At 61.0% G+C, this 25001-nt stretch carries 20 protein-coding genes; 8 read left to right on the forward strand and 12 right to left on the reverse strand.

Annotated elements, in window-relative coordinates:
• Positions 1-39: 39 nt before the first annotated feature.
• From tal to zwf, 3 genes are all read right to left on the reverse strand, one after another.
• Positions 40-975, reverse strand: a complete 936-nt coding sequence (tal, locus tag ACQ4V8_RS01085; protein ID WP_070346422.1) for a transaldolase — start codon at positions 973-975, stop codon at positions 40-42.
• 235 nt (positions 976-1210) lie between these two features.
• Positions 1211-2065 (reverse strand): SIS domain-containing protein, encoded by an 855-nt coding sequence (locus tag ACQ4V8_RS01090; RefSeq protein WP_010400706.1) that lies wholly within the window; start codon positions 2063-2065, stop codon positions 1211-1213.
• 230 nt (positions 2066-2295) lie between these two features.
• Positions 2296-3768 carry a glucose-6-phosphate dehydrogenase gene (zwf, locus tag ACQ4V8_RS01095; RefSeq protein ID WP_010400704.1) on the reverse strand — a complete coding sequence of 491 codons (1473 nt, stop codon included), beginning with the start codon at positions 3766-3768 and terminating at the stop codon, positions 2296-2298.
• 551 nt (positions 3769-4319) lie between these two features.
• Here zwf and ACQ4V8_RS01100 point away from each other — a divergent pair.
• Positions 4320-5273, forward strand: coding sequence for a chemotaxis protein (locus ACQ4V8_RS01100; RefSeq protein WP_029496595.1), 954 nt, complete (start codon positions 4320-4322; stop codon positions 5271-5273).
• A 119-nt stretch (positions 5274-5392) separates the two neighbouring features.
• Here ACQ4V8_RS01100 and ACQ4V8_RS01105 read toward each other — a convergent pair whose 3' ends face one another.
• Both ACQ4V8_RS01105 and pgi read right to left on the reverse strand, forming a co-directional pair.
• Positions 5393-6289 (reverse strand): SMP-30/gluconolactonase/LRE family protein, encoded by an 897-nt coding sequence (locus ACQ4V8_RS01105; RefSeq protein WP_436570749.1) that lies wholly within the window; start codon positions 6287-6289, stop codon positions 5393-5395.
• A gap of 10 nt (positions 6290-6299) precedes the next feature.
• Positions 6300-7964: a glucose-6-phosphate isomerase gene (gene pgi / locus ACQ4V8_RS01110; protein WP_436570750.1), complete on the reverse strand. Its 1665-nt coding sequence runs from the start codon at positions 7962-7964 to the stop codon at positions 6300-6302.
• Positions 7965-8299: 335 nt separating this feature from the next.
• Between pgi and edd the strand changes: the two genes are divergently transcribed.
• From edd to ACQ4V8_RS01125, 3 genes are all read left to right on the forward strand, one after another.
• Positions 8300-10213, forward strand: a complete 1914-nt coding sequence (gene edd / locus ACQ4V8_RS01115) for a phosphogluconate dehydratase (protein ID WP_010400697.1) — start codon at positions 8300-8302, stop codon at positions 10211-10213.
• 3 nt (positions 10214-10216) lie between these two features.
• Complete coding sequence (eda, locus tag ACQ4V8_RS01120) at positions 10217-10846, forward strand: bifunctional 4-hydroxy-2-oxoglutarate aldolase/2-dehydro-3-deoxy-phosphogluconate aldolase (RefSeq protein WP_010400696.1); 630 nt, start codon at positions 10217-10219, stop codon at positions 10844-10846.
• A gap of 187 nt (positions 10847-11033) precedes the next feature.
• On the forward strand, positions 11034-11546 hold the full coding sequence (locus tag ACQ4V8_RS01125) for a hypothetical protein (RefSeq protein WP_010400695.1): 513 nt from the start codon (positions 11034-11036) through the stop codon (positions 11544-11546).
• 149 nt (positions 11547-11695) lie between these two features.
• Here the strand turns inward: ACQ4V8_RS01125 and ACQ4V8_RS01130 are convergent, their stop codons facing one another.
• Genes ACQ4V8_RS01130 through ACQ4V8_RS01140 form a run of 3 tightly spaced genes read right to left on the reverse strand, consistent with a single transcriptional unit; the run spans position 11696 to position 13670 of the window.
• The gene (locus ACQ4V8_RS01130) at positions 11696-12676 is read right to left on the reverse strand and encodes a diguanylate cyclase (protein ID WP_010400694.1); all 981 of its coding nucleotides are present in this window, start codon (positions 12674-12676) and stop codon (positions 11696-11698) included.
• The gene (locus ACQ4V8_RS01135) at positions 12673-13299 is read right to left on the reverse strand and encodes a chemotaxis protein CheC (protein ID WP_010400691.1); all 627 of its coding nucleotides are present in this window, start codon (positions 13297-13299) and stop codon (positions 12673-12675) included. The genes ACQ4V8_RS01130 and ACQ4V8_RS01135 overlap by 4 nt, the downstream gene beginning before the upstream one ends.
• Positions 13300-13301: 2 nt before the next feature.
• Positions 13302-13670: a response regulator gene (locus ACQ4V8_RS01140; protein ID WP_070346425.1), complete on the reverse strand. Its 369-nt coding sequence runs from the start codon at positions 13668-13670 to the stop codon at positions 13302-13304.
• 205 nt (positions 13671-13875) lie between these two features.
• On the opposite strand from ACQ4V8_RS01140, the gene rpiA reads away from it, so the two are divergent.
• Positions 13876-14553 carry a ribose-5-phosphate isomerase RpiA gene (gene rpiA, locus ACQ4V8_RS01145; RefSeq protein ID WP_010400688.1) on the forward strand — a complete coding sequence of 226 codons (678 nt, stop codon included), beginning with the start codon at positions 13876-13878 and terminating at the stop codon, positions 14551-14553.
• A gap of 86 nt (positions 14554-14639) precedes the next feature.
• Here the strand turns inward: rpiA and ACQ4V8_RS01150 are convergent, their stop codons facing one another.
• Together ACQ4V8_RS01150 and ACQ4V8_RS01155 are read right to left on the reverse strand one after the other, a co-directional pair.
• The gene (locus ACQ4V8_RS01150) at positions 14640-15299 is read right to left on the reverse strand and encodes a DUF6622 family protein (protein WP_436570865.1); all 660 of its coding nucleotides are present in this window, start codon (positions 15297-15299) and stop codon (positions 14640-14642) included.
• Positions 15300-15467: 168 nt separating this feature from the next.
• Entirely contained in the window at positions 15468-15740 is a 273-nt protein-coding gene (locus ACQ4V8_RS01155; protein ID WP_010400684.1) for an oxidative damage protection protein, read from the reverse strand.
• Between the two features lie 220 nt (positions 15741-15960).
• Here ACQ4V8_RS01155 and kdsA point away from each other — a divergent pair, with 220 nt between their 5' ends.
• A complete protein-coding gene (gene kdsA / locus ACQ4V8_RS01160; RefSeq protein ID WP_010400683.1) occupies positions 15961-16806 on the forward strand; it encodes a 3-deoxy-8-phosphooctulonate synthase in 846 nt (281 codons plus the stop codon).
• 254 nt (positions 16807-17060) lie between these two features.
• On the opposite strand, the gene argA is transcribed toward kdsA, so the two are convergent.
• A complete protein-coding gene (argA, locus tag ACQ4V8_RS01165; protein WP_010400682.1) occupies positions 17061-18371 on the reverse strand; it encodes an amino-acid N-acetyltransferase in 1311 nt (436 codons plus the stop codon).
• 56 nt (positions 18372-18427) lie between these two features.
• Here argA and hrpA point away from each other — a divergent pair, with 56 nt between their 5' ends.
• Positions 18428-22630, forward strand: a complete 4203-nt coding sequence (gene hrpA, locus ACQ4V8_RS01170) for an ATP-dependent RNA helicase HrpA (RefSeq protein ID WP_436570751.1) — start codon at positions 18428-18430, stop codon at positions 22628-22630.
• A 142-nt stretch (positions 22631-22772) separates the two neighbouring features.
• Here hrpA and ACQ4V8_RS01175 read toward each other — a convergent pair whose 3' ends face one another.
• Positions 22773-23366: a PRC-barrel domain-containing protein gene (locus ACQ4V8_RS01175; RefSeq protein ID WP_436570752.1), complete on the reverse strand. Its 594-nt coding sequence runs from the start codon at positions 23364-23366 to the stop codon at positions 22773-22775.
• Between the two features lie 238 nt (positions 23367-23604).
• Between ACQ4V8_RS01175 and ACQ4V8_RS01180 the strand changes: the two genes are divergently transcribed.
• Positions 23605-24843 (forward strand): extracellular catalytic domain type 1 short-chain-length polyhydroxyalkanoate depolymerase, encoded by a 1239-nt coding sequence (locus ACQ4V8_RS01180; RefSeq protein WP_436570753.1) that lies wholly within the window; start codon positions 23605-23607, stop codon positions 24841-24843.
• Positions 24844-25001: the final 158 nt, after the last annotated feature.

Here is a 25001-nt window from a genome sequence, read left to right on the forward strand (position 1 = left end):
CACTGCACGGAGGCCGCTTTTTGCAACAGGCATCGGCGCTTAACGCAGCGCCGCGATCATCTGTTTGAGCTTGCCGGAATCGACGCAGAAAGCGCGGATGCCTTCGGCCAGCTTTTCCGTTGCCATGGCGTCTTCATTCATCATGAAGCGGAAGGCTTCTTCGTTGAGCGTCATGTGCACGATGCTGGCCGATGGCGCCGCTTCGGCGCTCAGTTTGCGCTCCACCGGCGCTTCGCTGTCGGCCAGCTTTTGCAGCAAGTCGGGGCTGATGGTGAGCAAGTCGCAGCCGGCCAGTTCGAGGATTTGCGAGGTGTTGCGGAAGCTCGCGCCCATGACTTCAGTCTTGTAGCCGAACTTGCGGTAGTAGTTGTAGATGCGCCGGACCGACTGCACGCCCGGGTCTTCCGCACCCATGTAATCGATGCCCGTCGACTTCTTGTACCAGTCGTAGATGCGGCCAACGAAGGGCGAGATGAGCTGCGCGCCCGCTTCGGCGCAGGCGATGGCCTGCGCCAGCGAGAACAGCAGGGTCATGTTGCAGCGGATGCCTTCCTTTTCCAGGATGGCCGCTGCGCGGATGCCTTCCCAGGTGGCGGCGATCTTGATCAGTACGCGTTCGCGTGCAATGCCTGCGTTCGAATACAGGGCGATCAGGTCGCGGCCCTTGGCTACCGTGCCTGCGGTGTCGAACGACAGGCGCGCATCGACTTCGGTGGAGACGCGCCCGGGGATGATTTGCAGGATTTCCACGCCAAACGCGATCAGCAGGCGGTCGATAATTTCGCTGGTGGAGGCGTTCGGATGGTCGCGTACGGCCTTTTCCAGCAGCGGCTTGTATTCGTCCTTTTGAACGGCCTTCAGGATCAGCGAAGGATTCGTCGTCGCATCGCGTGGCGTGTAAGCCTGGATCGATTGGAAGTCGCCGGTATCGGCCACCACGGTAGTAAATTGTTTGAGTTGTTCGAGTTGGTTCATGGCTGCTCAGGAGAGAGTGAAAGGGCTTGCCAGGCTATTGTACCGAATGCGGGACGGTGGCGGCGCTTTTAACCCAAGGGCTAAAGTGCCGGGGTCGGACCCTCAGGGTCCGACCCCAGTTGTGGCTTTTGGGGTAAAGCAGGCGGTATCCGTGGCGGGAGGGAACGCTTGTCTTGCCGCCCAAAATTGGGAGCCGGGGGCAGACCCGCCGGGTCGGGCCCCGGATTTATGCCATCTAGCCAATAAAAGAGTCGAACTGCATGTCGAATTCCTGCAGCGCCTTCTGCGCGTTCTGCATCTTCTTGCGAAATTCTGGCCCGCGCTGCAGGGCCAGTCCCACGGCCAGCACGTCGATCACCACCAGGTAGGCCAGGCGGGCGGAAATCGGTGTGTAGGGATCGGTATTGAATACCAAGTCGATCGGGATCAGCACGGTCGCCAGGTCGGCCAGCGGCGTGCCCGATGGCGCCAGTACGACGACGTCGGCACCGCCGCGGCGCGCCAGTTTCACTGAGCGCACCAGGGCGGGGCTGTTGCCGCGCTGCGAGATGGCTACCAGGCAGTCGCCGCCGCGCAGCAGGGCTGCGGCGATGCTGTGGATGTTCGGGTCGCTGTAGGCGACCGTCGGCACGCCCGAGCGGAAGAACTTGTGTTGCGCGTCGGCCGCCACGATGCCCGACGTGCCCTGGCCATAGAATTCGATCTTGCTGGCGCGCGACAGGATGTCGAGCGCGCGCTGGATCGCTTCCGGGTTCAGGTTGTTGCGCAGGTCGAGCAGGGTGTTGATCGAGCGGCTGCAGATTTTATTTACCAGATCGGCTGCCAAGTCGTCCTGCGTCGGCTGCTCGTTCGCACCGGGCATGGCCAGCGCCAGGCCCTGCGCCAGCTTGAGCTTGAATTCATGCCAGCCGTCATAGCCCAGGGTGCGGCAAAAGCGCACCACGGTCGGTTCCGACACCTGCGCGCTTTTCGCCAACGCGGTGATGTTCTGGCTGACCGTCTGGTTAGGCTGGTCAAGCACGGCCAGCGCGACCTTTTTCTCCGACTTGGAGAGAGAATCGAGCTGGGTGCGGATGGAGTCGAGTAGCATTGATTAATTTTCTGGCTTAATGCCCGTTGAGTTGGCGTCCTTCTTCACCCCAAAAGCAAGTTCCGAGGTCGGACCCTCAGGGTCCGACCCCGGCATTTCTGCCGTCCTGGCTTTAGTCAGATATTCACTGTCTCAGTCTTCAAGATGCAGTGGAACAGGGATTTCGTGGAGCACCGCTCCACGCCTGCGTTACGGTATGGCCTTGCAAGGGCAGGCTATGGCGTTGCCTGTTAATCCTCGGGTAAGGCTTCTTCACGCCACTGCAAGCCATCGCGCCCGATCAGGGCGCTGGCCGCAGCCGGGCCCCAGGTACCGGCCGTGTAGGGAATCGGCGCACTGTCGTTCTGTTCCCAGTTCTCGAGTATCGGTTCGACCCATTCCCAGGCCGCTTCCAGTTCATCACCGCGCATGAACAGGGTCAGTTGGCCGCGCAGGACGTCGAGCAGCAGGCGCTCGTAGGCATCCATGCGCGGGGTCTTGAACGATTCGCGGAAATCGAGTTCCAGTTCTGCCGGTTTCAAGCGCATGCCGTCGCCCGGGGTTTTCGCCATCAGATTCATGCGCAAGCCTTCGTCCGGCTGCAGACGGATCACCAGGCAGTTCGGCTGGAAGCTGGACGTCGGCTGGTTGAAGATCGAGTGCGGGATCTGCTTGAAGCGCACGACGATCTCGGCCAGGCTGTCGGCCATGCGCTTGCCCGTGCGCAGGTAGAACGGCACGCCAGCCCAGCGCCAGGTGTCGATTTCCGCCTTCAGCGCGACGAAAGTCTCGGTGCGCGAATGCTCTGGCGCGTCCGGCTCGTCGCGGTAGCTCGGCACGGTGGCGCCGTCGACGTGACCGGCGCGGTATTGGCCACGCACGATGTTTTGCGCCAGGGTAGTGGGCGTGAATTTTTTCAGTGAGCGCAGCACTTGCAGCTTTTCATCGCGCACGGCGTCCGGTGCGATTGAGGTCGGCGGTTCCATGGCGACGATGCACAGCAGTTGCAGCAAGTGGTTTTGCAGCATGTCGCGCAGTGCGCCCGAGGTGTCGTAATAACCCATGCGGTTGCCTACGCCCAGTTTCTCGGCGATGGTGATCTGCACGTCGGAAATCCATTCCCGGCGCCAGAGCGGCTCGAACAGGATATTGCCAAAGCGCAGGGCCAGCAAGTTCTGCACAGTTTCCTTGCCCAGGTAATGGTCGATACGGTAGATCTGCGACTCTTGGAAGACTTTGCCCACTTCAGCATTGATCTGCTTGGCGCTGGCCAGGTCGCGGCCCAGCGGTTTTTCCAGTACGACGCGCGAATTCGGCGTCACCAGGCCGTTGTCTTTCAAGTTATCGCAGATCAAGGCAAACAGGTGCGGCGGCGTGGCCAGGTAGTACACGCGCGTCAGGTCGGCATCGCCGCGCAGCGCTTCGACCAGCGGCGCGTACGTGGCCGCATCGCTGGCGTTGAGCGACACATACACGATGCGCGCGCAAAACTTGCTCCAGGTGGCGGCATTGAGGGTGCTGGCCTTGATATGGGGGCGCGAGTTGCTCTCCACCATGTTCAAGAACGCATCCTGGCCGCTGTCCTGGCGGCCCACGCAGATGATGCGCGCCGTCGGCGGCAAATCGTTGGCGACGTCGCGCGCATACATTGCAGGCAGCAACTTGCGCATTGCTAAATCGCCGCTGCCGCCAAACAGGACCAGGTCAAAATCGGTAAGTGCCATAAGTGAGTGTCGTCGCAAAAGTAAAAGAGCCGGAACGGGGAGGAGGCCGACCGGAAGTGCCAGTCTGTCGCTACTATATTCGATGGTGTAAATTTACTACGCAGAACAGGCAATTGCAAGAAATTTTACTACATCCCATGGTCTGGCGTCGTAGTTTAGCCCTGTCTGCTTGCCACTGGCGCCCGCAAGCGCATTATATGCCGTTCGCCGGTGCAGGTACGCGGGCACGCCTGGCAGCGGACTTTTCAAAGCTACCATGGTTGCCAGGGAAATTTTCGATTCTCTTCATCATCATTTGCGTTGTAGCAACAAGCAAGTCAAGAAATGCTTTCAGGATCGCTGTTGGCAGCGTAAAGTAGCTTTAAGGAAAGTAAAAAACCGTATAATTGGAGCCGAAACGATAGCAACTATTGGTCGTACGAACTACACTGAAACGCAGCGCCGGCCATGCCCCGAACCCGCCGTCCGGCGTACGTGCGACGTGTAGTTGGCGCTGCCAGCAGCATCACGGGTAGGCAGCTTAACTTTACATGACGGCTCAAGGGGACACAATGAATTCAATGCAGCAAGATGTCGATGAACGCACCAGCCTGACAGGCAATAACAAATTCGAACTGTTCCTGTTCAAGCTGGGCACCAGTGATCACTCGACCAGCCGCGAACTGTTCGGCATCAATGTGTTCAAAGTCCGTGAAATCATGGAAATGCCGGCCATCACCGCAGTCGCCGGTTCGCACCCGCACATGCTCGGTGTGGTCAATATCCGTGGCCAAATCGTGCCCGTGATCGACTTGCCGATGGCGGTCGGTTGCAAGAGCAGCGGCTTGAAGATCCTGATGGTGACCGAATTTGCCCGCTCGACACAGGCGTTTGCCGTGGAAGAGGTCGATGAAATCGTGCGCCTGGAATGGAATCAGGTGCTGTCGGCCGAATCGAGCGTCGGTGGCGGCCTCGTCACCAGTATCGCGCGCCTCGATGGCGACACGGACAAGACGCGCCTGGCGCAAGTGCTGGACGTAGAGCAAATCTTGCGCGACGTGCTGCCGTCGGGCGACCCGGACGTGGACAAGAACAGTATCGGCCCGCAAGTGCGCTTGCCGGCCGGTGCCGTGATCCTTGCGGCCGATGATTCCTCGCTGGCCCGCTCGCTGATCGAAAAGGGTCTCGAAGCGATGGGCGTACCGTTCATCATGACCAAGACGGGCAAGGAAGCATGGGAGCGCCTGCAGGCGATCTCGGCCCAGGCGGCGACCGAAGGCAAGACGGCGAAAGACAAGGTCGCGCTGGTGCTGACGGATCTGGAAATGCCGGAAATGGATGGTTTCACCTTGACGCGCAACATCAAGAACGATGGCCGCTTCTCCAACATCCCCGTGGTGATTCACTCGTCTTTGACGGGCTCGACCAACGAAGACCACGTCAAGGGCGTGGGCGCAGACGGTTATGTGGCCAAGTTTGTGGCAGCGGAATTGGCTGACACCATCCGCAAAGTGCTGGCCCGGTAATTTCAACCCAAGGTCGAAAAGCTGGGGTCAGACCCCCGGGGCGACAGCACAAGCCCCTGAGTTGGCGGCATTGAGGGTCTGACCCCGGTATTATTATTGAGGGTTTGACCCCGGTATTGTTACGCCTGGTACGGCGTTTCCGGCTGGCCCGCCACGTCCACGCGCACGGACAGCACGTGGCCCGTTAGCGGATAGTCGGCAAGCTCGGTAGCTGAGCGGTTGTGGCTGGCGCTGGTGATGTACAGGGTGCGCAGGTCGGGGCCGCCAAACGTCACCATGGTAGGGCAGCGCACGGGCACGGTAATTTCGCCCAGCAGGTGGCCGTCGGGGGCGAAGCGTAAAATTTTTCCGCCTTCAAACATGGCCGACCAGTAATTGCCTTCGCTGTCGACGGCCGCGCCGTCCGGGCGCCCGCCATAGTCCGCCGCTTTTTTGTCGGTGGAGAAGCGCTGGAATGGTTGCGCTTCGGAAATAGCTCCCGTGGCTGCATCGAAATCAAAGCGATCGATGCGGTGCGTAGTGGTATCTGAGTGGTACATGGTGCGCCCGTCCGGGCTGAAGCCGAGGCCGTTCGATACCGTCATGCCGCCGGACCAGACCTTGCGTACCTGCCCTTTTTCCAGCACAAACATTTCTGCTGCAGCGGCGCTGCGTGGTTCGAAAATCGTGCCAACCCAGAAGCGGCCGCTTGGGTCGACCTTGCCATCGTTGAAGCGCGTGGTGGCAACGTCGAATGGCGCGGGAGCGATTTGCGCCAAGCTGCCTGTCTTGGTGTCGAGGTGGGCAAAGCCGCTGCGCAAGGCCACGATCAGACCGCCTCCGGCATCGATAGCCAGTGCCGACGGCTCCGTCGGCATACTCCATTGCGCCTGCTGGCCGCTGGCCGGGTGCAAACGATGTACGGCGCGGCCATCGATGTCGACCCAGTACAGGGCCGCTTCCTTGCCATGCCATAGCGGGCATTCGCCCACTTGCATGGGCTTGTCGCTGACTGCTTTGATCTCGTAAATATTCATCTATCTCTCTTTAATATGCGGCTTTTGCGGCCTTGGCCAGGGCGATCAAGCCATTCGTTGAGCTGTCGTGGTGTTCGGGACGGGCTACTCCCGTCAGTTCGGCCTGGATTTTCTTGGCCAGTACCTTGCCCAGTTCCACGCCCCACTGGTCGAAACTGTTGACGTTCCACAGGACGCCTTGCACGAACGTCTTGTGTTCGTACAGCGCGATCAGGGCGCCCAGCGTGGTCGGGGTCAGCTGGTCCATCAGAATCGTATTGCTGGGGCGATTGCCGGGGAAGGTCTTGTGCGGCACCAGTGCCTCGACTTTGCTTTCCGGCAAGCCCTGCGCCTGCAGGTCCATGCGCACTTCGTCGCCCGTCTTGCCCGTCATAAAGGCTTCCGACTGGGCGAAACAGTTAGCCAGCAAGGCGTCATGGTGGCCCGGCAAATCGTGCGTGGCGCGCAGGGCAGCGATGAAGTCGATGGGCGTGATGTCGCTGCCCTGGTGCAGCAGCTGGAAATATGCGTGCTGCGCATTCGTGCCGCAATCGCCCCAGATCACGGGACCGGTCGGCACGTCGACGGGCAGGCCATCCTTGGTGACGCGCTTGCCGTTGCTTTCCATGTCCAGTTGTTGCAAGTAGGCGGCAAAGCGGCTCAAGTCCTGGTGATAGGGGGCGATGGAAACGGAGTCGCAGTCGAGGAACTGGCGGTTCCAGAAGCCCACCATGGCCAGCAGCACGGGCATATTTTGCTCCAGTGGCGCCTGGCGGAAGTGCTGATCCATCGCATGCGCGCCGGCGAGGAAATCGCTGAAGTATTCAAAGCCCACGGACAGGGCCACGGCCAGGCCGATCGAGGACCAGACGGAATAGCGGCCACCGACCCAGTCCCAGAACGGGAACATGTTTTCCGGCGCGATGCCGAAATCGACGATCGCTTGCACGTTGGTCGAGACGGCCACGAAGTGCTGCGCCAAGTCCTTTTCTTCGCCTTCGAGCAGGAACCAGGCGCGCGCCGTGTTGGCGTTGAGCATGGTTTCGGCCGTGACGAAGGTTTTCGATGCAACGATGAACAGGGTAGTTTCGGGATCGACTTTGGACAAGGTCGCTTCCATGTCGTGCCCGTCGACGTTGGATACAAAGTGCATTTCCAGGCCCGGGTTGGCGTAGGAGCGCAGTGCCAGGCAGGCCATTTTCGGGCCCAGGTCCGAACCGCCGATGCCGATGTTGACGATGTCGCAAATCGGCTTGCCGGTGTAGCCGAGCCAGCTGCCATTGCGTACCTTGTCCGTAAACGCCTTCATGCGCTGCAGCACATCTTGCACGTCAGCGTCGATATCCTGGCCATCGACCACCAGGGCGGTGCCGCGTGGTGCGCGCAAGGCGGTATGCAGAACGGCCCGATGTTCGGTAAGATTGATTTTCTCGCCTGTAAACATCGCTTCGCGCTGCGCTTCCACACCGCGCTCGCGTGCCAGGTCCATCAGCAGGGCCATGGCGGTGGCGTCGACGCGGTTCTTCGAGTAATCGAGCAGCAGTCCTGCCGCATCGACTGTCATGCTGGAAAAACGCGCGGGATCGAGCGCGAACAGCTGGCGCAGATGCACCTCGCGCAGGCTGGCGCTGTGCGTTTGCAGGGACTGGAAACTGGCGGTGGCGGTGATGGCAGGAGTAGGTGCTGGCTGGCGCATGGCGGTCGGCTTGGGTGCTTGTCTCGGTTAAAAGGAGCGCGGCGCATTCATTCTGGCGAACGGACGTGCCGGCCTTGGTGTGGGAATAATACATTAGAAAAAGGTAATTTCACTACAGTTTATGCGGAAATATGGCATTTTTGGTATTTTTTTTGGGGTTTTATGCTTGCTGTAATAGAGAAGCAAGCGAGACGAATGGATGTGGGGCGTTGTTGTTTTGCCTTGAAAGGTCGTGTAAAAATGCATTATTTCTGTCGCTGGCCACTGCAAGAGTGCTTCTGCGCGACCATTTTGTAGTAAAATTTCACGAAATACTCATTTTTAAGGAAATTCATATGGCGCTGCATCCAGTAGTCGAATCCGTAACAGCGCGCATCATCGCGCGCAGCCGGCCATCGCGCGGCGCCTACCTGGCGCATCTGGATGCGGCCCGCATCCAGGGCGTGCAGCGCGGCGCTTTGTCGTGCACCAACCTGGCGCATGGCTTTGCCGCCTTTCCTGCCAACGACAAGCTGTCGCTGAAGGAATACAAGAAGCCTTCCGTGGCCATCGTGTCCTCGTACAACGACATGCTGTCGGCGCACCAGCCCTTCGAAGGTTTCCCGCAAATCATCAAGCAAGCCGTGCGCGAAGTGGGCGCCGTGGCCCAGTTCGCCGGCGGCGTGCCCGCCATGTGCGACGGCGTGACGCAAGGCCAGCCGGGCATGGAGTTGTCGCTGTTTTCGCGCGACACCATCGCCATGTCGACGGCTGTGGCGCTGTCGCACAATATGTTCGATGCGGCCCTGTACCTGGGCGTGTGTGACAAGATCGTGCCGGGCCTGTTGATCGGCGCGCTGCACTTCGGCCATTTGCCGGCCGTCTTCGTGCCGGCAGGTCCGATGACGTCGGGCCTGTCGAACCAGGAAAAAGCCAAGGTGCGCCAGTTGTATGCACAAGGCAAGGCCACGCGCGAAGACTTGCTCGAAGGTGAAAGCAAGGCTTACCACGGTGCCGGCACCTGTACTTTTTATGGCACGGCGAACAGCAACCAGATGCTGATGGAAGTGATGGGCCTGCACTTGCCCGGCGCCGCCTTCATCACGCCGAACACGCCGCTGCGCGATGCGCTCACCAAAGCTGCGGCCCAGCGCGCTGCCGGCATCACGGCGCAAAGCGCCAGCTACTTGCCAGTCGGTCATATCGTTGACGAGAAATGTATCGTCAACGCCGTCGTGGGCTTGCTCGCCACGGGCGGCTCGACCAATCACACCTTGCACCTGGTGGCGATCGCCAAGGCAGCCGGCATCGTCATCGACTGGAACGATTTCAATGAGCTGTCGGCCATCGTGCCGATGCTGACGCGTATCTACCCGAACGGCGACGCCGACGTCAACCATTTCCACGCGGCCGGCGGCACCGGTTACCTGATCCGCGAACTGCTCGACGCCGGCTTGCTGCACGATGACGTCAATACCATCCTCGGCCACGGCTTGCGCGCGCACTGCATGGAACCGTTCCTGGGCGAAGACGGCAAGGTCTTCTGGAAAGATGCACCGGCCGCCAGCGCCGATGAAAACGTGTTGCGCCCGGCGGCGAAGCCGTTCGCGCCGGACGGCGGCATGGTCTTGGTCGCAGGTAACCTGGGCCGCGCCGTGATGAAGGTCTCGGCCGTCAAGCCGCAGCACCGCACGGTCGAAGCACCGGCATTGGTCTTCAATTCGCAAGAAGAGTTCATGAGCGCCTACAAGGCTGGCAGCCTGGATCGCGACTTCGTCGCCGTGCTGCGCTTCCAGGGCCCGCGCGCCAACGGCATGCCGGAACTGCATGCGCTGACCCCTGCGCTGGCCAACCTGCAGGATGCGGGTCGCCAGGTGGCGCTGGTCACCGATGGCCGTATGTCGGGCGCGTCGGGCAAGGTGCCGGCCGCTATCCATGTATCGCCTGAAATCCTCGCCGGCGGTCCACTCGGTCTGGTGCGCGATGGCGACATCATCCGCCTCGACGCCTTCACCGGCGTGCTTGAAGCGCTGGTGCCGTCCGACATCTGGCATGCGCGTTCGCTGGTAACGGCGGACTTGTCGCCGAACCACGTCGGCATGGGCCGCGAGCTGTTTGCCATGTTCCGTTCCACCGTCAGCGCGGCGGAAGAGGGTGCCACCACCTTCGGCCTGCCGTCGCCGATACCCACCAGTGTCCCCTTGCACGACGCCGACAATGTCGGTGACACCGTGCCGGGTTCCGATGAAGACTTTTTGGCTAGGAAATAAGAGATGACCATGACACTACTGGAAATTATGCGCACCTCGAGCGTGATCCCCGTGATTGCGATCGACGATCCTGAACACGCCGTACCGCTGGCGCGCGCGCTGGTGGCGGGCGGCATCCGCGTGCTCGAAGTGACCCTGCGCACCAAGCACGGCCTTGAAGCGATCCGCGCCATGTCGGCCGTGCCGGGCGCCATCGTCGGCGTCGGTACGCTGACTCGCCCGGAAGAATTCGTCCAGGCACGCGATGCGGGCGCCGTATTTGGCGTCTCGCCAGGCCTGACCTCGGCCCTGGTGGCGGCGGCGAAAAGCAGCGGCTTGCCCCTGCTGCCAGGCGTGATGACGCCCGGTGAAGTGATGGCGGCGCGTGAAAACGGCTTCCAGCAGCTGAAACTGTTCCCGGCCGTGCCGGCTGGCGGCATCGGCATGCTCAACGCCATCTACGGCCCGCTGCCGGACATTACCTTTTGCCCGACGGGCGGCATCTCGCAAGAGACGGCGTCGCAATTTTTGGCCTGCAAGAACGTCGCCTGCGTGGGCGGTTCCTGGCTGACGCCGAAAGACGCGATTGCGGCCGGCAACTGGGACCGCATCACGGAAATCGCGAAAGCGGCCAGCGGCCTGCGCTCCGCCTAGTCGTACCTGACATAAGCTACTGCGCGTCGCGCTTTGCGGCCTGCGATGCTCACCGTACTAGAGTACGGTTGCGCTTCTTAGCCACAAATCACTGCCGCTCGCTACGCTTCTGTCAGGTACTTGCAGTTATAGTATTCGGCAGGCTTTTATGCCTGCCGCGCTTTATTCCATACTCATTATGCGAGTCTTGCGCCGCCCCCTCACCATTGGCGAAATCGCCATGGCCCGCAGCGTCTTTCAGGACGCCATCGACTACGCGCGCGTGCGCGTGGTGCGCGGCTCTTTTCTTCCGTTTGGCCTGCAGGACCAGAATACGGCGATGACGCCGCGCGGCAGCCTGCATTTCATGCCGGCCCAGTACCGCGACGATTTTTCGCGCGAAGGCACTGGCGGCAAGTTGTTCTTCATCCATGAAATGGTGCATGTGTGGCAGTACCAGCTCGGCTATAGCGTGCTGCTGCATGGCGCACTGCTGGCGCTGTGCGGCGGCTACATCGGGCAGCGGGCCTACCGCTACGACGCGCAAGCCGGCGGCGTCCTGTCCGACTTCAACATGGAGCAGCAGGGCGATATCATCGCCCACTATTTCGGCGCGCGGCAGCTGGGCATTGCCGCCTACGTGGCGAAGTTGCCGCAACTGCAGCAGATACTGCACGGTTTCCTGCGCAACCCCGCCGACCGCCGCTTGCTGCCGCGCTAATGTCATTCTATGGCTTTTCCTGTGCGCATTGTCGAGCGTACTTGAGGGGGGGGCGCAGATCAATCCTTGATTTTTTGCTGCAAGGATACAGCTGTCTACGCCGCCGCCGTAAAGTTGTGTGCTGGAATGGCGTCGCCGGCCTGGCTTTCCTACAGCGACTGCACCATGACCCTGTTGCGCCCGGCGCCCTTGGCCAGGTACAGGGCACGGTCGGCGGCGCCGATCAGGGTGGCGACAGCCAGTTGCTGCTGCGGATGTTGCGTGGCGATGCCGATGCTGACCGTGACGTGCTTGTCTTGAGTGCACGCCCTGGCATGCGGAATGCACAGCTCGGCTGCCCGTGCGCGCATCATCTCGCCCATGCGCAGTGCCTGCACGGCGTCGGTGTCGGGCAGGATGGCGGAAAATTCCTCGCCGCCATAGCGCGCCAGCAGGTCGGTGGGGCGCTGCAGCATGGCGGCCAGTTCGGCTGCTACGCGTATCAGGCAGTCGTCGCCTTGCTGGTGGCCGTAATGGTCGTTGTAATCCTTGAAACAGTCAATGTCGATCATCAGCAGCGACAGGGGACTGCCCGTGCGCATGGCGCGCCGCATTTCTTTCTCGATCGCCACATCGAAGTGGCGGCGGTTGGCGATGCCCGTCAAGCCGTCGGAAAAAGTTTGCGACCGCAAGACGATGGTTTGTTCACGCAGCAACTTTTCACGGCCCACGGCGCTGGTGACATCATTGATCTGGATCAGGCAGTGGCGCGGTAAAGCAGGCAAATTGATCGGTGTCACGGCGATGGCCTGCTGCATGCGTTCTTGGCCTTCCAGCGCGCCATCGGTCGCGCCATGCGTGTACAGGGCAAATGGCGCCTTGTGCAAGGTTTGCGACAACAGCGACTGGAAATTGCCGCGCAGGGCCTGGGTGATGGCCGAGTCGATGCGCTTGTGTCGCAATTCCGGATAGACGGCGAAGAAGTTCTGGCCCAGCATGGCGTCGGCCTGACACGCCGAGTGGTGCGCCATCCATTGGTTCCACAGCACGATGCGCTGCTGCTCATCGAGCACGATGGCGCCCAGGTTCACGGCACCGAGTATGTTCTCGAGCAGAGCGAGTCGGTGCAAGGCATCCGGCATGATCGTCACGCCTGTCCCAGGACCTTGGCCAAATAGTGGCTCACTTGCTGCTTCAGGTCGTGCAAGGCCGATAGGTCGAGCACGAAGGCGACATAGCCGTGGATCTGGTGCCGGGACAGCACGAAGTCGATGTGCAGCATCAGCACGACGGCTTCTTCTTCCTGGCCGCCGAATGAGGACAGGATTTCCGCGCTGGTGCCCAGGTGGTATACGGGCAGCGAGCCATGCAGTTCGCTGTCGAACAGATTGGCCAGGGTGCCCACGCAGGCGTTGAGGATGATGTTGCCGATTTCACTCATCGCCTCCTGTTCCATCTCCGTCAATTCCTGCAGCGGCATGGCGTCGCCCACCATCAGACGGACGATTTCCAGGCTCTTGTCTTCCGGGAACATCAGGATGGCTTCGGTGGTGAAGGCGCCATCGTAATGCTGGCTGATGCCGCAGATGCGTTCGTCATCCTTTTTGCTGCCGAGCAGGGCGGCCGCATCGTCGCGGTTCATGAAGCTGATCGACGGCACCGACATGGTGACTTCTTCATTGACGATCTCGCTCATCGCGGCGGCCGCATGGCCTACCCCGATGTTGAATATCTCTACCAGCGCATCATTTTCCAGTTCGGAGAGATTGATCATGCTCACAGTCCCAGTGATTCGATCAGCTGATGGATGCGCGTTTCCGTGATGGGCTTTTCCATGAATCCCACGTTCATTTCGCTGGCGCGGTTGCGGATGGCATTTTGCACATTTGCCGTGACGAGAATGATGTGCGTTTGCGGGTATAGCGCGCGCAATTGTTCTGCCGCCGCCACGCCGCCCATGCCGGGCATGTTGACATCGAGTAGTATCATAACAGGGGCGATAGTCTTCATTTTTTCCAGCGCTTCTTCACCTGTCGCCGCCTCAATCACTTGCCAGTCGGCATGTTTGCTGAGAATGAATTGATGCGACATCAAACGTGAAACACGGCTGTCATCGACGACAAGTACCTGTTTGTTATGATTCATTTCCTGTTCCTCAAACGTCGTAGTGGTCTGTTGTTACATTTTCGCATATTTTAAATCTTGATAGAGTAATCGGATGTGGAAATGCATTTTAGTAAGGTTTTTCCGCTTACCTGTTGTATCAAAGCCAATGCTGGCGCTGCATGGCGGGTAAGCCGGGCTGGCAATCCGTTAAAATAGCGCCATTCCCCACTTTAGCCTGAATGTCATGACCCAAGACGAATTGAAGCAAGCCGTAGCCCGTGCCGCCATTAAGTACGTGGTCGAGGGTGAAATCATCGGTGTCGGCACCGGTTCTACTGCCAACTTTTTTATCGATGAATTGGCCAAGATCAAGGACACCATCAAGGGTACGGTGGCATCGTCCGAAGCGACGGCCGCGCGCCTGGCCGGCCATGGCATCGCCGTGTTCAGCTTGAACGATGTCGAGTCGATTGCCGTCTACATCGACGGTGCCGATGAAATCACGGCCAGCGGCGCCATGATCAAGGGCGGCGGCGCAGCATTGACGCGTGAAAAGATTGTCGCTTCCGTGGCGAAACAGTTCGTCTGCATCGCCGATGGCTCCAAGCTGGTCGATACCCTGGGCGCCTTCCCGCTGCCGGTGGAAGTGGTGCCGATGGCCCGCGCCGCCGTATCGCGCCAGCTGGCCGCGCTGGGCGGCACGCCCCGTTTGCGCCTGAAGGCCGGCAGCAACGAAGCGTTCATTACCGACAACGGTGGCGAAATCATCGACGTGCTGGGCTTGCAGATTGCCGATCCGCTGGCGCTGGAACAGCAGATCAATCAAATCGTCGGCGTCATCGCCGTCGGCCTGTTCGCCGTGCGCGGCGCCAACGTTTGCCTGCTGGGCATGCCGGAAGGCGTGCGGACGTTGGCTTACTGATACGCAGCAGAAATCCGGGGTCAGTCACTGCGTGATCGGAATGCGCCCCACTGGGGCGCACTCCCGCGCCGGGTCTGACCCCAGCCTTACGTTTGTACCGCCCGGTACACGCTCACGGTGCGCAGCAAGCCTCCCAGGAAAAGTCCGCTGAAGACGCCGTAAGCGAGGCAGACCGGCACGATGAAGGCGCTTGCATGGGCAGTCGACGGGGCGACGGCAAGGGTCACTGCGACCGCATACTTCATGCAGAAGATGCTCATCATCAAGATCAATGGCAGCCAGCTGCCGGGACGCTGCACGCTGCTGCGCTCGGGAATGGCGACGATCTTGTGCGTATCGAGCAGTGTCCAGGCCAGCGCCGCACCGGCCAGGGTGCCGGTGGCCCAGACGAATGGCGCGCTGCCGGCCAGGCCGAAGCTGCCGTGCACGCCGCTCAGGGAAAGGGCCAGCATGACCAGGGGAATGATGCACAGCTTGCGCAAGCTCACTTCGCGTGCGCGGCTGGCCAGCACGCCGCGGTATACGAGAAAGCCCAGGATGGCCCAGACGTAGAGGGGAGTGTGGCTGAAGATTTGCTGCAACATGGTGTCCGCCTTGGTGTGAGGTTGTCGATGGCTGTACTGTGCCCGCCAACGGCGCCGATGGCGAGCGGCGTGCGACGAAACGGGCGCGGCTTGCCGTGAAACGGCGTCAGGCGGCGTGAAATATGAAGGCGGGAAAGTGGAAAAGCGGGAAGGCGGCAGCAGAAGCTACCCGTGGCGCATCGGCCACGGGCGGGAATGTCGAAAAACTTCAACACCTAAGAAAACCGTAGCGAGCGGTAGTGAGTTGTGGCTGAGAAGCGGAGCTGTGCTTTAGCAAAGTGAGCATCGGAGGCCGCAAATCATGACGCGCAGTAGGTTTGCTTAGGTGTTTTATTCCGTTGGTGGAACGTAGCCCATGGCCGCATCGGCGCCATCGCCGAAGAAATGCTTTTCCATTTGCGTGGCCAGGTATTTGCGGGCGCGCGCGTCGGCCAGGTTCAAGCGATTTTCATTGACCAGCATGGTCTGATGCTTGAGCCAGGCAGCCCATGCTTCTTTCGATACCGATTCGTAAATCTTTTTGCCCAGTTCGCCCGGGTACGGTGGGAAATCGAGTCCTTCGGCTTCCTTGTTGAGTTTGCTGCAGTGGATCGTGCGGGCCATCTGTGCTCCTGAATCAGTGTAGAGATAAAGCGTGATTATAAGGCACTTTGCGCCAGCCCTCGCGGGGTCATCGCGGCCAGCTTTGTTGCCGTTTGCCGCATCCTTGCGCCGGATCAAATTTGATCTGCGCCGCCCCAGCTAGTAAGATGCCCTATCGCGCCAGCCGCTGGCTGTGCCTCGTCCAAGTAAGTAGTAGTAATTAACCAATATGGAAGTCCCTATGACCTCAGTGAAAGTCCATGGCATCGACGTCAGCAATGCAGGCAACTTCGTGTTGTTTGGCGGTATCAACGTGCTCGAATCGCGCGATCTCGCCATGCGCGCTTGCGAAGAATATGTGCGCGTGACGCAAAAACTGGGCATTCCCTATGTGTTCAAGGCCAGTTTCGATAAGGCCAACCGTTCATCGATCCATTCCTACCGCGGCCCGGGCCTGGAAGAAGGCATGCGCATCTTCCAGGATGTCAAGGCGGCGTTCGGCGTGCCCGTGATTACCGACGTGCATGAGCCATGGCAGGCGCAGCAGGTGGCCGAGGTGGTGGACGTGCTGCAATTGCCCGCCTTCCTGGCGCGCCAGACGGACTTGGTCGTGGCCCTGGCGAAAACTGGCAAGGTGATCAATATCAAGAAGCCGCAATTTTTGAGCCCTGGCCAGATGGCCAATATCGTCGAAAAGTTCAAGGAAGCGGGCAACGAGCAATTGATACTGTGCGACCGCGGCACCTGCCTGGGCTACGATAACCTGGTAGTTGACATGCTGGGCTTTGGCGTCATGAAAAAGACCTGCGACGACTTGCCCATCATCTTCGACGTCACGCACGCGCTGCAGCAGCGCGACCCCGGTGGTGCCGCCTCGGGTGGCCGCCGTCAGCAAGTGGCGGACCTGGCCCGCGCCGGCCTGGCCGTCGGCATCGCCGGCTTGTTCCTGGAAGCCCATCCGGACCCCGACAACGCCCGCTGCGACGGCCCCAGCGCCTTGCCGCTGGACCAGTTGGAGCCATTCCTGGCGCAATTGAAGGCGCTGGACGACTTGGTCAAGTCGTTTGCCCCCTTGAATATCAAATAACGATAGCAAAGTAGAAAAGCCCGCAGGAAGCGGTAATGCCGTTCAGTTAAGGCTTTTGGCGTGATTGATGAGCGCCAGTAAATTCGCTAACCCCAGAGGCAAAGAGCTGGGGTCGGTCACTCCGTGATCGGAATGTGCTCCATTGAAGCACATTCCCCCGCCGGGTCCGACCCCTGTCCTGGTTCTTGGGCTAAAAATAGCGTCACCAACACACTAACTGAACGGCATTACGCAGGAAGCGGGCTTTTTCAGTGTTACAGGGTTTTCATTAACACCTGCGACTTGCGTTGCCAGTTATACATATGCTGGCGGTCCTTCGGCAAATCGTCGACCGTGGCCGTGACGAAGCCGCGCTTCTTGAACCAGTGCGAGGTGCGCGTGGTCAGCACGAACAGCTTGTTCAGGCCGGCTGCACGGGCGCGGTTTTCCATGTGTTTCAGGATGCGCTCGCCATCGCCCTGGGCTTGTACTTCCGGGTTGACGGTCAAACATGCCATTTCTGCCATCTTTTGCGCCGGGAATGGGTACAGGGCGGCGCAGCCGAAGATCACGCCATCATGCTCGATGACGGAGAAATAATCGATTTCGCGCTCGATCAGCTCGCGGCCCCGCTTGACGAGAGTGCCGTCCGCTTCCAGTGGTTCGATCAGTTTAATAATCCCGCCCACGTCTTCGATGGTGGCCAGGCGCAGGCTTTCCAGGTTTTCATGGCTGATCATGGTGCCGACGCCATCATGGGTAAACAATTCCAGCAGGGCCGAACCGTCCATCGAGAAGGGTACGATGTGCGAGCGCTCGACACCGTTGTGGCATGCCTTGACGCAATGTTTCAGGTAAAACGCCGTGGCGTCTGGCAAGAAACCGGCCATCAGCACGGCTTCGGCCTGGTGCGACGACAGTTCGCGGATTTCCACGCCCGTGGCGTCTTCCATCATCGGCGTTTCGGTAATGAAAATCAGTTTGTCCGCGTGCAGGGCGATGGCAGCGCTGCACGCGACGTCTTCCATGGTCAGATTGAACGCTTCGCCGGTTGGCGAGAAACCAAGTGGCGACAGCAGCACCAGGCCGTCGGAGCCGAGGATGGAATGGATGGTTTCGGCGTCGACCTTGCGCGTGATGCCCGTCAGTTCCAGGTCCACGCCATCGATCACGCCCAGCGGGCGCGCCGTAATGAAATTGCCGGAAATGATGCGGATGGCGGCATGCGACATGGGCGTGTTCGGCAAGCCCTGGCTAAATGCTGCCTCGATATCGAGACGCAGCTCACCGGCCGCCTCTTTCGCGCATTCCAGCGCCGCGATGTCGGTGATGCGCACGCCGTTGTGGAAGCGGCCTTCGACGTTACGCAAGGCCAGTTGTTCAGCCACCTGCGGCCGCGAGCCGTAGACCACGGTGACATTGATGTCGAGCGCATGGAGCAGGGACAAATCATGGGCCAGCACCTGCAGCGCCCCGGCGCTGACGAGTTCACCGGGGAAGGCGACCACGAAGGTCTTGCCGCGAAAGGCGTGGATGTAGGGCGCGACCGAGCGCAGCCATTGGACGAATTGGGTAGGGTTTTCCATTAAGCGCATTATAATTCGCTGCGCGATGTGCGCGCTTAAAATACCTGTAAAAAACAATGTCTTCAGCCAGCAATAAGTCTTCCCCTCCTTCCACCGTTGCAAATGTGCCCGTCAGCGCAGATGTTTCCACGCCTGTCGTCACGCCCGCGCAGGTCCGCCCGCGCCCGCCCGTGAGCCAGCAAAGGCAGCAGCAGCCGCGCGCGCAACAGCAGAAACAACCATCGCAGCAGCAACAGCAGCCGCGCGCGGGAGAGGACAAGCCTCGCGCGCGCCCGCCGCGCGAGGGGCAGGAAAGCCGTGATGCAGCGCGTGCCGTGCGCGAGGCGGAAAAGGCTTTTCGCAACCCGCTGCCTTTGATCACGTACCCTGAAGACTTGCCCGTCTCGGGACGGCGCGCCGAAATCGCCAAGGCCCTGATGGAAAACCAGGTCATCATCGTCTCGGGCGAAACCGGTTCCGGCAAGACGACCCAGTTGCCGAAGATTTGCCTGGAACTGGGGCGTGGCCAGAAGGGCATGATCGGCCACACGCAGCCGCGGCGTATCGCCGCCTCGTCGACGGCCAAGCGTATCGCGCAGGAGCTCGGTACGCCGCTGGGCGAAACCGTGGGTTTCAAAGTGCGCTTTACCGATACCCTGAGCCGTGGCGCCTCCGTCAAGCTGATGACGGACGGTATTTTGCTGGCCGAGACGCAGACTGACCCGTTGTTGAAAAATTACGACACCATCATCATCGATGAAGCGCATGAACGCAGCCTGAACATCGATTTCCTGCTCGGCTATCTGAAGCAGCTGCTGCCGCGCCGGCCCGATCTGAAAATCATCATCACTTCGGCCACCATCGATGCGGAGCGTTTCTCGCGCCATTTCGGCACGCCGGAAAAGCCCGCGCCGGTGATCGAAGTGTCGGGCCGCTTGTACCAGGTCGAAGTGCGCTATCGTCCCGTGGAGCGCGAGCAGGTAGCCATGCCGGGGTCGGGCGCGGGTAGCAACAGCGCGGACAAGCCGGGGCAACGTACCGCCGCCGCACGCGAAAAGCGCGACTTGATGGATGCCGTCGTCGATGGCGTGGAAGAGCTGTGCCGCATCGGCTCGGGCGACGTGCTGGTGTTTTTGCCGGGCGAGCGCGAAATTCGCGACTGCGCCGAAGCGCTGCGCAAGCACCATCCGCCGCACGTGGAAATTTTGCCCCTGTTCGCCCGCTTGTCGGCCGAAGAGCAGGAGCGCGTGTTTAAAACCAGCAATGCGCGCCGCATAGTGCTGGCCACCAACGTGGCGGAAACCTCGCTGACCGTGCCCGGCATCCGCTATGTCGTCGATGCTGGCCTGGCCCGCGTGAAACGCTACAGTTACCGCAATAAGGTCGAGCAGTTGCAGGTCGAGCCGATCGCCCAGTCGGCCGCCAATCAGCGCGCCGGCCGTTGCGGCCGCGTCGCCGATGGCGTCTGCATCCGTCTGTATGAAGAGCAGGATTATCTGTTGCGGCCGAAATTCACGGAACCGGAAATCCTGCGCTCCTCGCTGGCCGCCGTCATCTTGCGCATGAAATCCTTGCACCTGACGGACGTGGAAACCTTCCCCTTCATCGAGCCGCCGCTGGCGCGCGCGGTGGCCGACGGCTACCAGTTGCTGCAGGAACTGGGCGCCGTCGATGATGTCAATAAACTCACGCCGTTGGGCAACAAGCTGGCCAAGCTGCCGCTCGACCCGCGCGTGGGCCGCATGATACTGGCCGCGCTGGATAACGCCTGCCTGACGGAAGTACTGATCGTCGCTTCCGCTTTGTCCGTGCAAGATCCGCGTGACCGCCCGATGGAGCATCAGCAGGCGGCTGACGAGGCGCACAAAAAATTCGCCGATGAAAAGTCGGAATTCTTGAGCTATCTGAAAATCTGGCGCTGGTTCGAAGCCGCCATCGAGCACAAGAAAACCAACCGCCAGTTGCAAGACAATTGCCGCACGAATTTCCTGTCGCAGATGCGCTTGCGCGAATGGCGCGACGTGCATTCGCAGTTGCTAACCATCGTCAAGGAACAGGGCTGGCGCTTGAATGAAGCACCCGCCACCTACGATAATTTGCACATGGCTTTGCTGACCGGCTTGCTGGGCAATATCGGCTTCAAGGGCGAGGACGAGCCGGGCGCGGGCTATTTGGGCGCGCGTGGTATCAAGTTCCATATCTGGCCCGGTTCCTCGCTGCTGAAAAAGCCGGGCAAGTGGATCATGGCGGCCGAACTGGTCGACACGACGCGCTTGTATGCGCGCGGCGTGGCGCAGATCCAGCCAGAGTGGCTGGAAAAAGTGGGCGAACACCTGCTAAAAAAATCCTGGGGCGAACCACGCTGGGAAAAACGTTCGGCGCAGGTGACGGCATCCGAACGGGCGACTTTGTATGGGCTGGTGGTGTACAGCCAGCGCCGCATCAATTACGGCAATTTCAACTTGCCCGAAGCGCGCGACATCTTCATCCGCGACGCCCTCGTCGGCGGTGACTTCGACACGCGCGCGCCATTCTTTGCGCACAACCATAAGCTGATCAAGGACATCGAGAACCTTGAGCACAAATCGCGCCGCCTGGACGTGCTGGTAGACGATGAACTGATCGCCGCCTTCTACGACAAGCTGCTGCCGGCCGATGTATGTAATGGCGCCGGTTTCGAGAAATGGCACAAGGAAGCCACGCGCGAGCATCCGAAGCTGCTGTATTTGAACCGCGAAGAGCTGATGCGCCACGAGGCGGCTGGCGTGACCACCGACTTGTTCCCGAAAACCATGTCCGTGACGGGCCTGGAAATGGGCCTCACCTACCACTTCGAGCCGGGCAGCGTGCGCGATGGCGTGACGTTGAGCGTGCCGCTGTATGCCTTGAACCAGTTGCCGCGCGAGCGCTGCGAATGGCTGGTGCCGGGCATGCTGAAGGAAAAAGTGCATCTGCTGCTCAAGTCCTTGCCGCAAAAGTTGCGCCGCCACTGCGTGCCGCTGCCCGATTACGCGGCCAAGTTCTGCGAGCGCGTGCATGCAGCGGGCGTGTTTGGTCGCGGTGACCTGATCGACGCCATCATCCTCGATATTCGCACGCAGATCACGATCAACGTGCTGACGACGGACTTCAAGCCGGAAACTCTGCCTGCCCATCACTTCATGAATTTCAAGGTGATCGACGAGCATGGCCGCCAGTTGGATATGGGCCGCAACCTGGCCACCCTGCAGGCAGAATTCGGCGGCCAGGCGCGCCAGAGTTTCCAGAAACTGGCCGAAGTGTCGGGCGTGTCCGGCACGGGCACGCCTGCTGCCCGCGTGGCGGGTGCGCAAGTGGCGTCGCGGCTGCAGGCGCAGGGCGCCACAGTTGCAGCAGGCAAGGGCGCATCCGCCCCTGCCGCGCCGGCGTCAAGCAATGCCAGCATCTCGCAGCATATGGGTTTGACTGCTTGGACGTTTGGACAATTGCCGGAATTGCTGGAAATCGTGCAGGGCAAGCTGACATTGATCGGTTTCCCCGCGTTGGTCGACAAGGGCACGCATTGCGATTTGGAAGTGTTTGACGACCCGAGCGTGGCCGCGCGCACGCACAAGATCGGTTTGCGCCGCTTGTTTGCGCTGCAAATGAAGGAGCAGATCAAGTACGTCGAGAAAAGCATTCCCGGCTTGCAGCAGATGGGCATGCAGTTCATGGCCCTCGGTTCGCAGGAAGAGTTGCGCGAGCAAATCATCAACAAGGCGCTTGATATTGCTTGTTTGCAAGATCCGCTACCGCTGGACGCCGCCGCATTTGCCAAGCGCCAGGCCGAGGGCAAGTCGCGCCTGGTGCTGCTGGTCAATGAAATTGCCCGCCTGCTGTCGCAAGTACTGACGGAATTCCACGGCTTGCCCAAGCGCTTGCAGAACATTCCTGCCGCGGCGGCGACCGATATCGCGTCACAGCTGCAGGGACTCGTGCATAAGCGCTTCCTGACGGAAAACGAGTACACGCAATTGGCGCACTTTCCCCGCTATTTGAAGGCGATCAATGTGCGCCTGGAAAAGTTGCGCGCCGACCCCGCGCGCGACACCAAGTTGACGGCCGAATGGCAATCGGCGGCCACGCCGTATTTGCGTCAAGCCAAGGACCGCCAGGCAGGCAAGAACACGGACCCGAAACTGGTCGAGTTCCGCTGGATGCTCGAAGAGCTGCGCGTGTCGCTGTTTGCGCAAGAATTGCGTACGCCGATGCCGGTGTCGGCGAAACGGTTGCAAAAGGTATGGGAGTCGATGCAGCGGTAGGTCGGATTAGCGGGGCGAAGCGACGCGTAATCCGACGCCATCGTTGGCGCGGCGGTGGTGCGGTGTCAACGGTGTTAACGGTGTTGTTGGTGGTGTCGGATTACGCGGCTGCGCCGCTAATCCGACCTACCCGACCCAGGTTTTACCTCTCATCATCGCTGAGCGGGGAGCGTGAGCCGAGCTTGTCAACCTCGCCCTGGCTGCTGCCCGTGCCGGCGCGGCTGTCGCTCATGGCGCTGCCGGATATGCTGCTTTGGCTATCCGATTGCAAGCTGGCGCCGGCGCGCGGTGCCGGTGCGCTGGCGGACGGCATGCGGCCTGCCGTCATGGCGCCGCTGCCATGGCGCGTGCCGCTGTCATAGAACGCTTCCATCTGCCGCTTCCACGTCTCGCTGCCCATGTCGGGCCAGTTGTTCTTGTCGAAGCCGGGTGCGTTTTTCAGCTGGTCTTTTTCCACGTTGAGCAGGAAGCGCTTGTTGACGTGGTCCAGGCTCAGGCTGTCCCAGGGGACGGCGAACAGTTTGTCGCCCATGCCTAGGATGCCGCCGAAGGACAAGACGGCATAGGCGATCTGGCCAGTGCGCATGTCGAGCATGATTTCCTTGATGTCGCCCAGTTCCTCGTCGCTGTGATTGTAGACATCGTCGCCGATCAGGGTGTCGGCCCCCATCAGGGACGGCCCCGGGCCGTCGTGGTCGCGGTACATGCCCAGGATGTCGCGGTCTAGATAACTCATGCTGTTCTCTCCTCTTGTGACGTAGGCATCGAACACCCAGATTACGCGTCGGTACAGTGGCACGCTTGATCTGCCTCAATGGTGCCTGCGGCACTTTTATCGCTGTGCAAATGTGCGCTGTCGTCAGCATGTGCGGTACTCTATGTGTTCTATGGAGGAGGCCGCACATGCTGACGATGCAACGCTGCAGAGAGATGACTATGTGGTATGCGCCGCAACGACACGCGCGCAGTTTGCCATGGTGAAGCCTGCCGCCCAATGGCTGCGCGGGCTATTGCGCGCTGGTAAGGCGCAGCAGCGCACGGCGACCAAGCTGGCCAAGGTGCTGTTCGGGCCCGTGACTGTCAAGCCCAAGCCCAAGCCCGCAGCCAAGTCCACCCCCAAGCCCAAGCCACGCAAGGCCGTGAGCCAGGCCGGTGCCAAGTCGTTGGTCACAGCCGCCGCCAAGGCCGGTGCCAGGCCTGTCGGCGACGCGCTGCCCGTGCTGGCGCCGTTTGCCACGCCCCTCTCGCCCGCGCGCGCGCGCAAGCGAACAGCACCGCCGCCGGGCAAGTGGCTCGCCGCCCACTATGCGCCGTTGCCGGAACTGGGGCAGTTGCCGGGGCGGCGCCTGGCGTATTTCCTGTACCTGCCCGAGAGGGCACCGAGCATCGCCATGCGCAGCCGGGGGCGGCCGCTGCTGGTGATGCTGCATGGCTGCGAGCAAAGTGCCACGCAGTTTGCCGAAGGCACGCGCATGAACCGCCTGGCCGAACGCAAGGGCTATGCCGTGCTGTATCCGCAGCAATCGTTGCGTTCGCATGCGCGCCGCTGCTGGAAGTGGTATGACAGGCTGACGCAGGAGGGCGGCGGCGATGTGCGCCTGATCGTTGGTGCCATCGAGCAGGTGGCGGCCCGCTACGCGATCGACCGTGCGCGTATCTACATCTGCGGCATTTCTGCCGGCGCGGGCATGGCACATATCGTGGCCCTGAATCATCCGCAGTTGTTTGCCGCGCTGGGCCTGCATTCCGGCCCCGTGTTTGGCGCCGGGCATAATCTGATCGGCGCGCTGCAGGTGATGCAGCATGGCGCTGCTGCCCGTGCCGATGCAGCCATCGATGAAGTGCTGGCGCGCCAGCCCGCGTTTCCCCGCCTGCCCACCATGCTGCTGCAAGGACAGGCCGACAAGGTGGTGCGGCCCATCAACCAGGCGCAGCTGGTGCGCCAGAGCGTGCGCGTCAATCGCCTGCCAGCCGAGACGCTGGTGACGGCACAGCGGCTGCCGGGCGGCGCGGCGGGCGGGCGCAAGCGTGCCCATGCATATGCGCTGCACGACTATCGGGTGGGCCAGGATGTGCTGCTGCGCGTGGCGCTGGTCGAGCACCTCGAGCACGCCTGGAGCGGTGGCGACGCCAGCCTGCCGTTCAATGACAAGGCCAAGCCCGATGCCAGCAAGATGCTGCTCGATTTCTTCGCCAGCCACCGCCGCCGATAGCTCAGACTGCCGCGCGCAGCAAGGGCGCGGCAGTCACTGCTGCGCTACGCTTCTCACTGCCGCTGCGTCGCCGGCGGTGCCGCCGCATGGCTGCACAGCCGCCCTGCGCGCACCTTTTTAACTCTTGCAATGAATACCGTAATACCAAGTACTTTTAT

It is taken from the genome of Janthinobacterium paucivorans (genome assembly GCF_051380805.1).
Taxonomy (GTDB): Bacteria; Pseudomonadota; Gammaproteobacteria; order Burkholderiales; family Burkholderiaceae_D; genus Janthinobacterium; species Janthinobacterium lividum_D.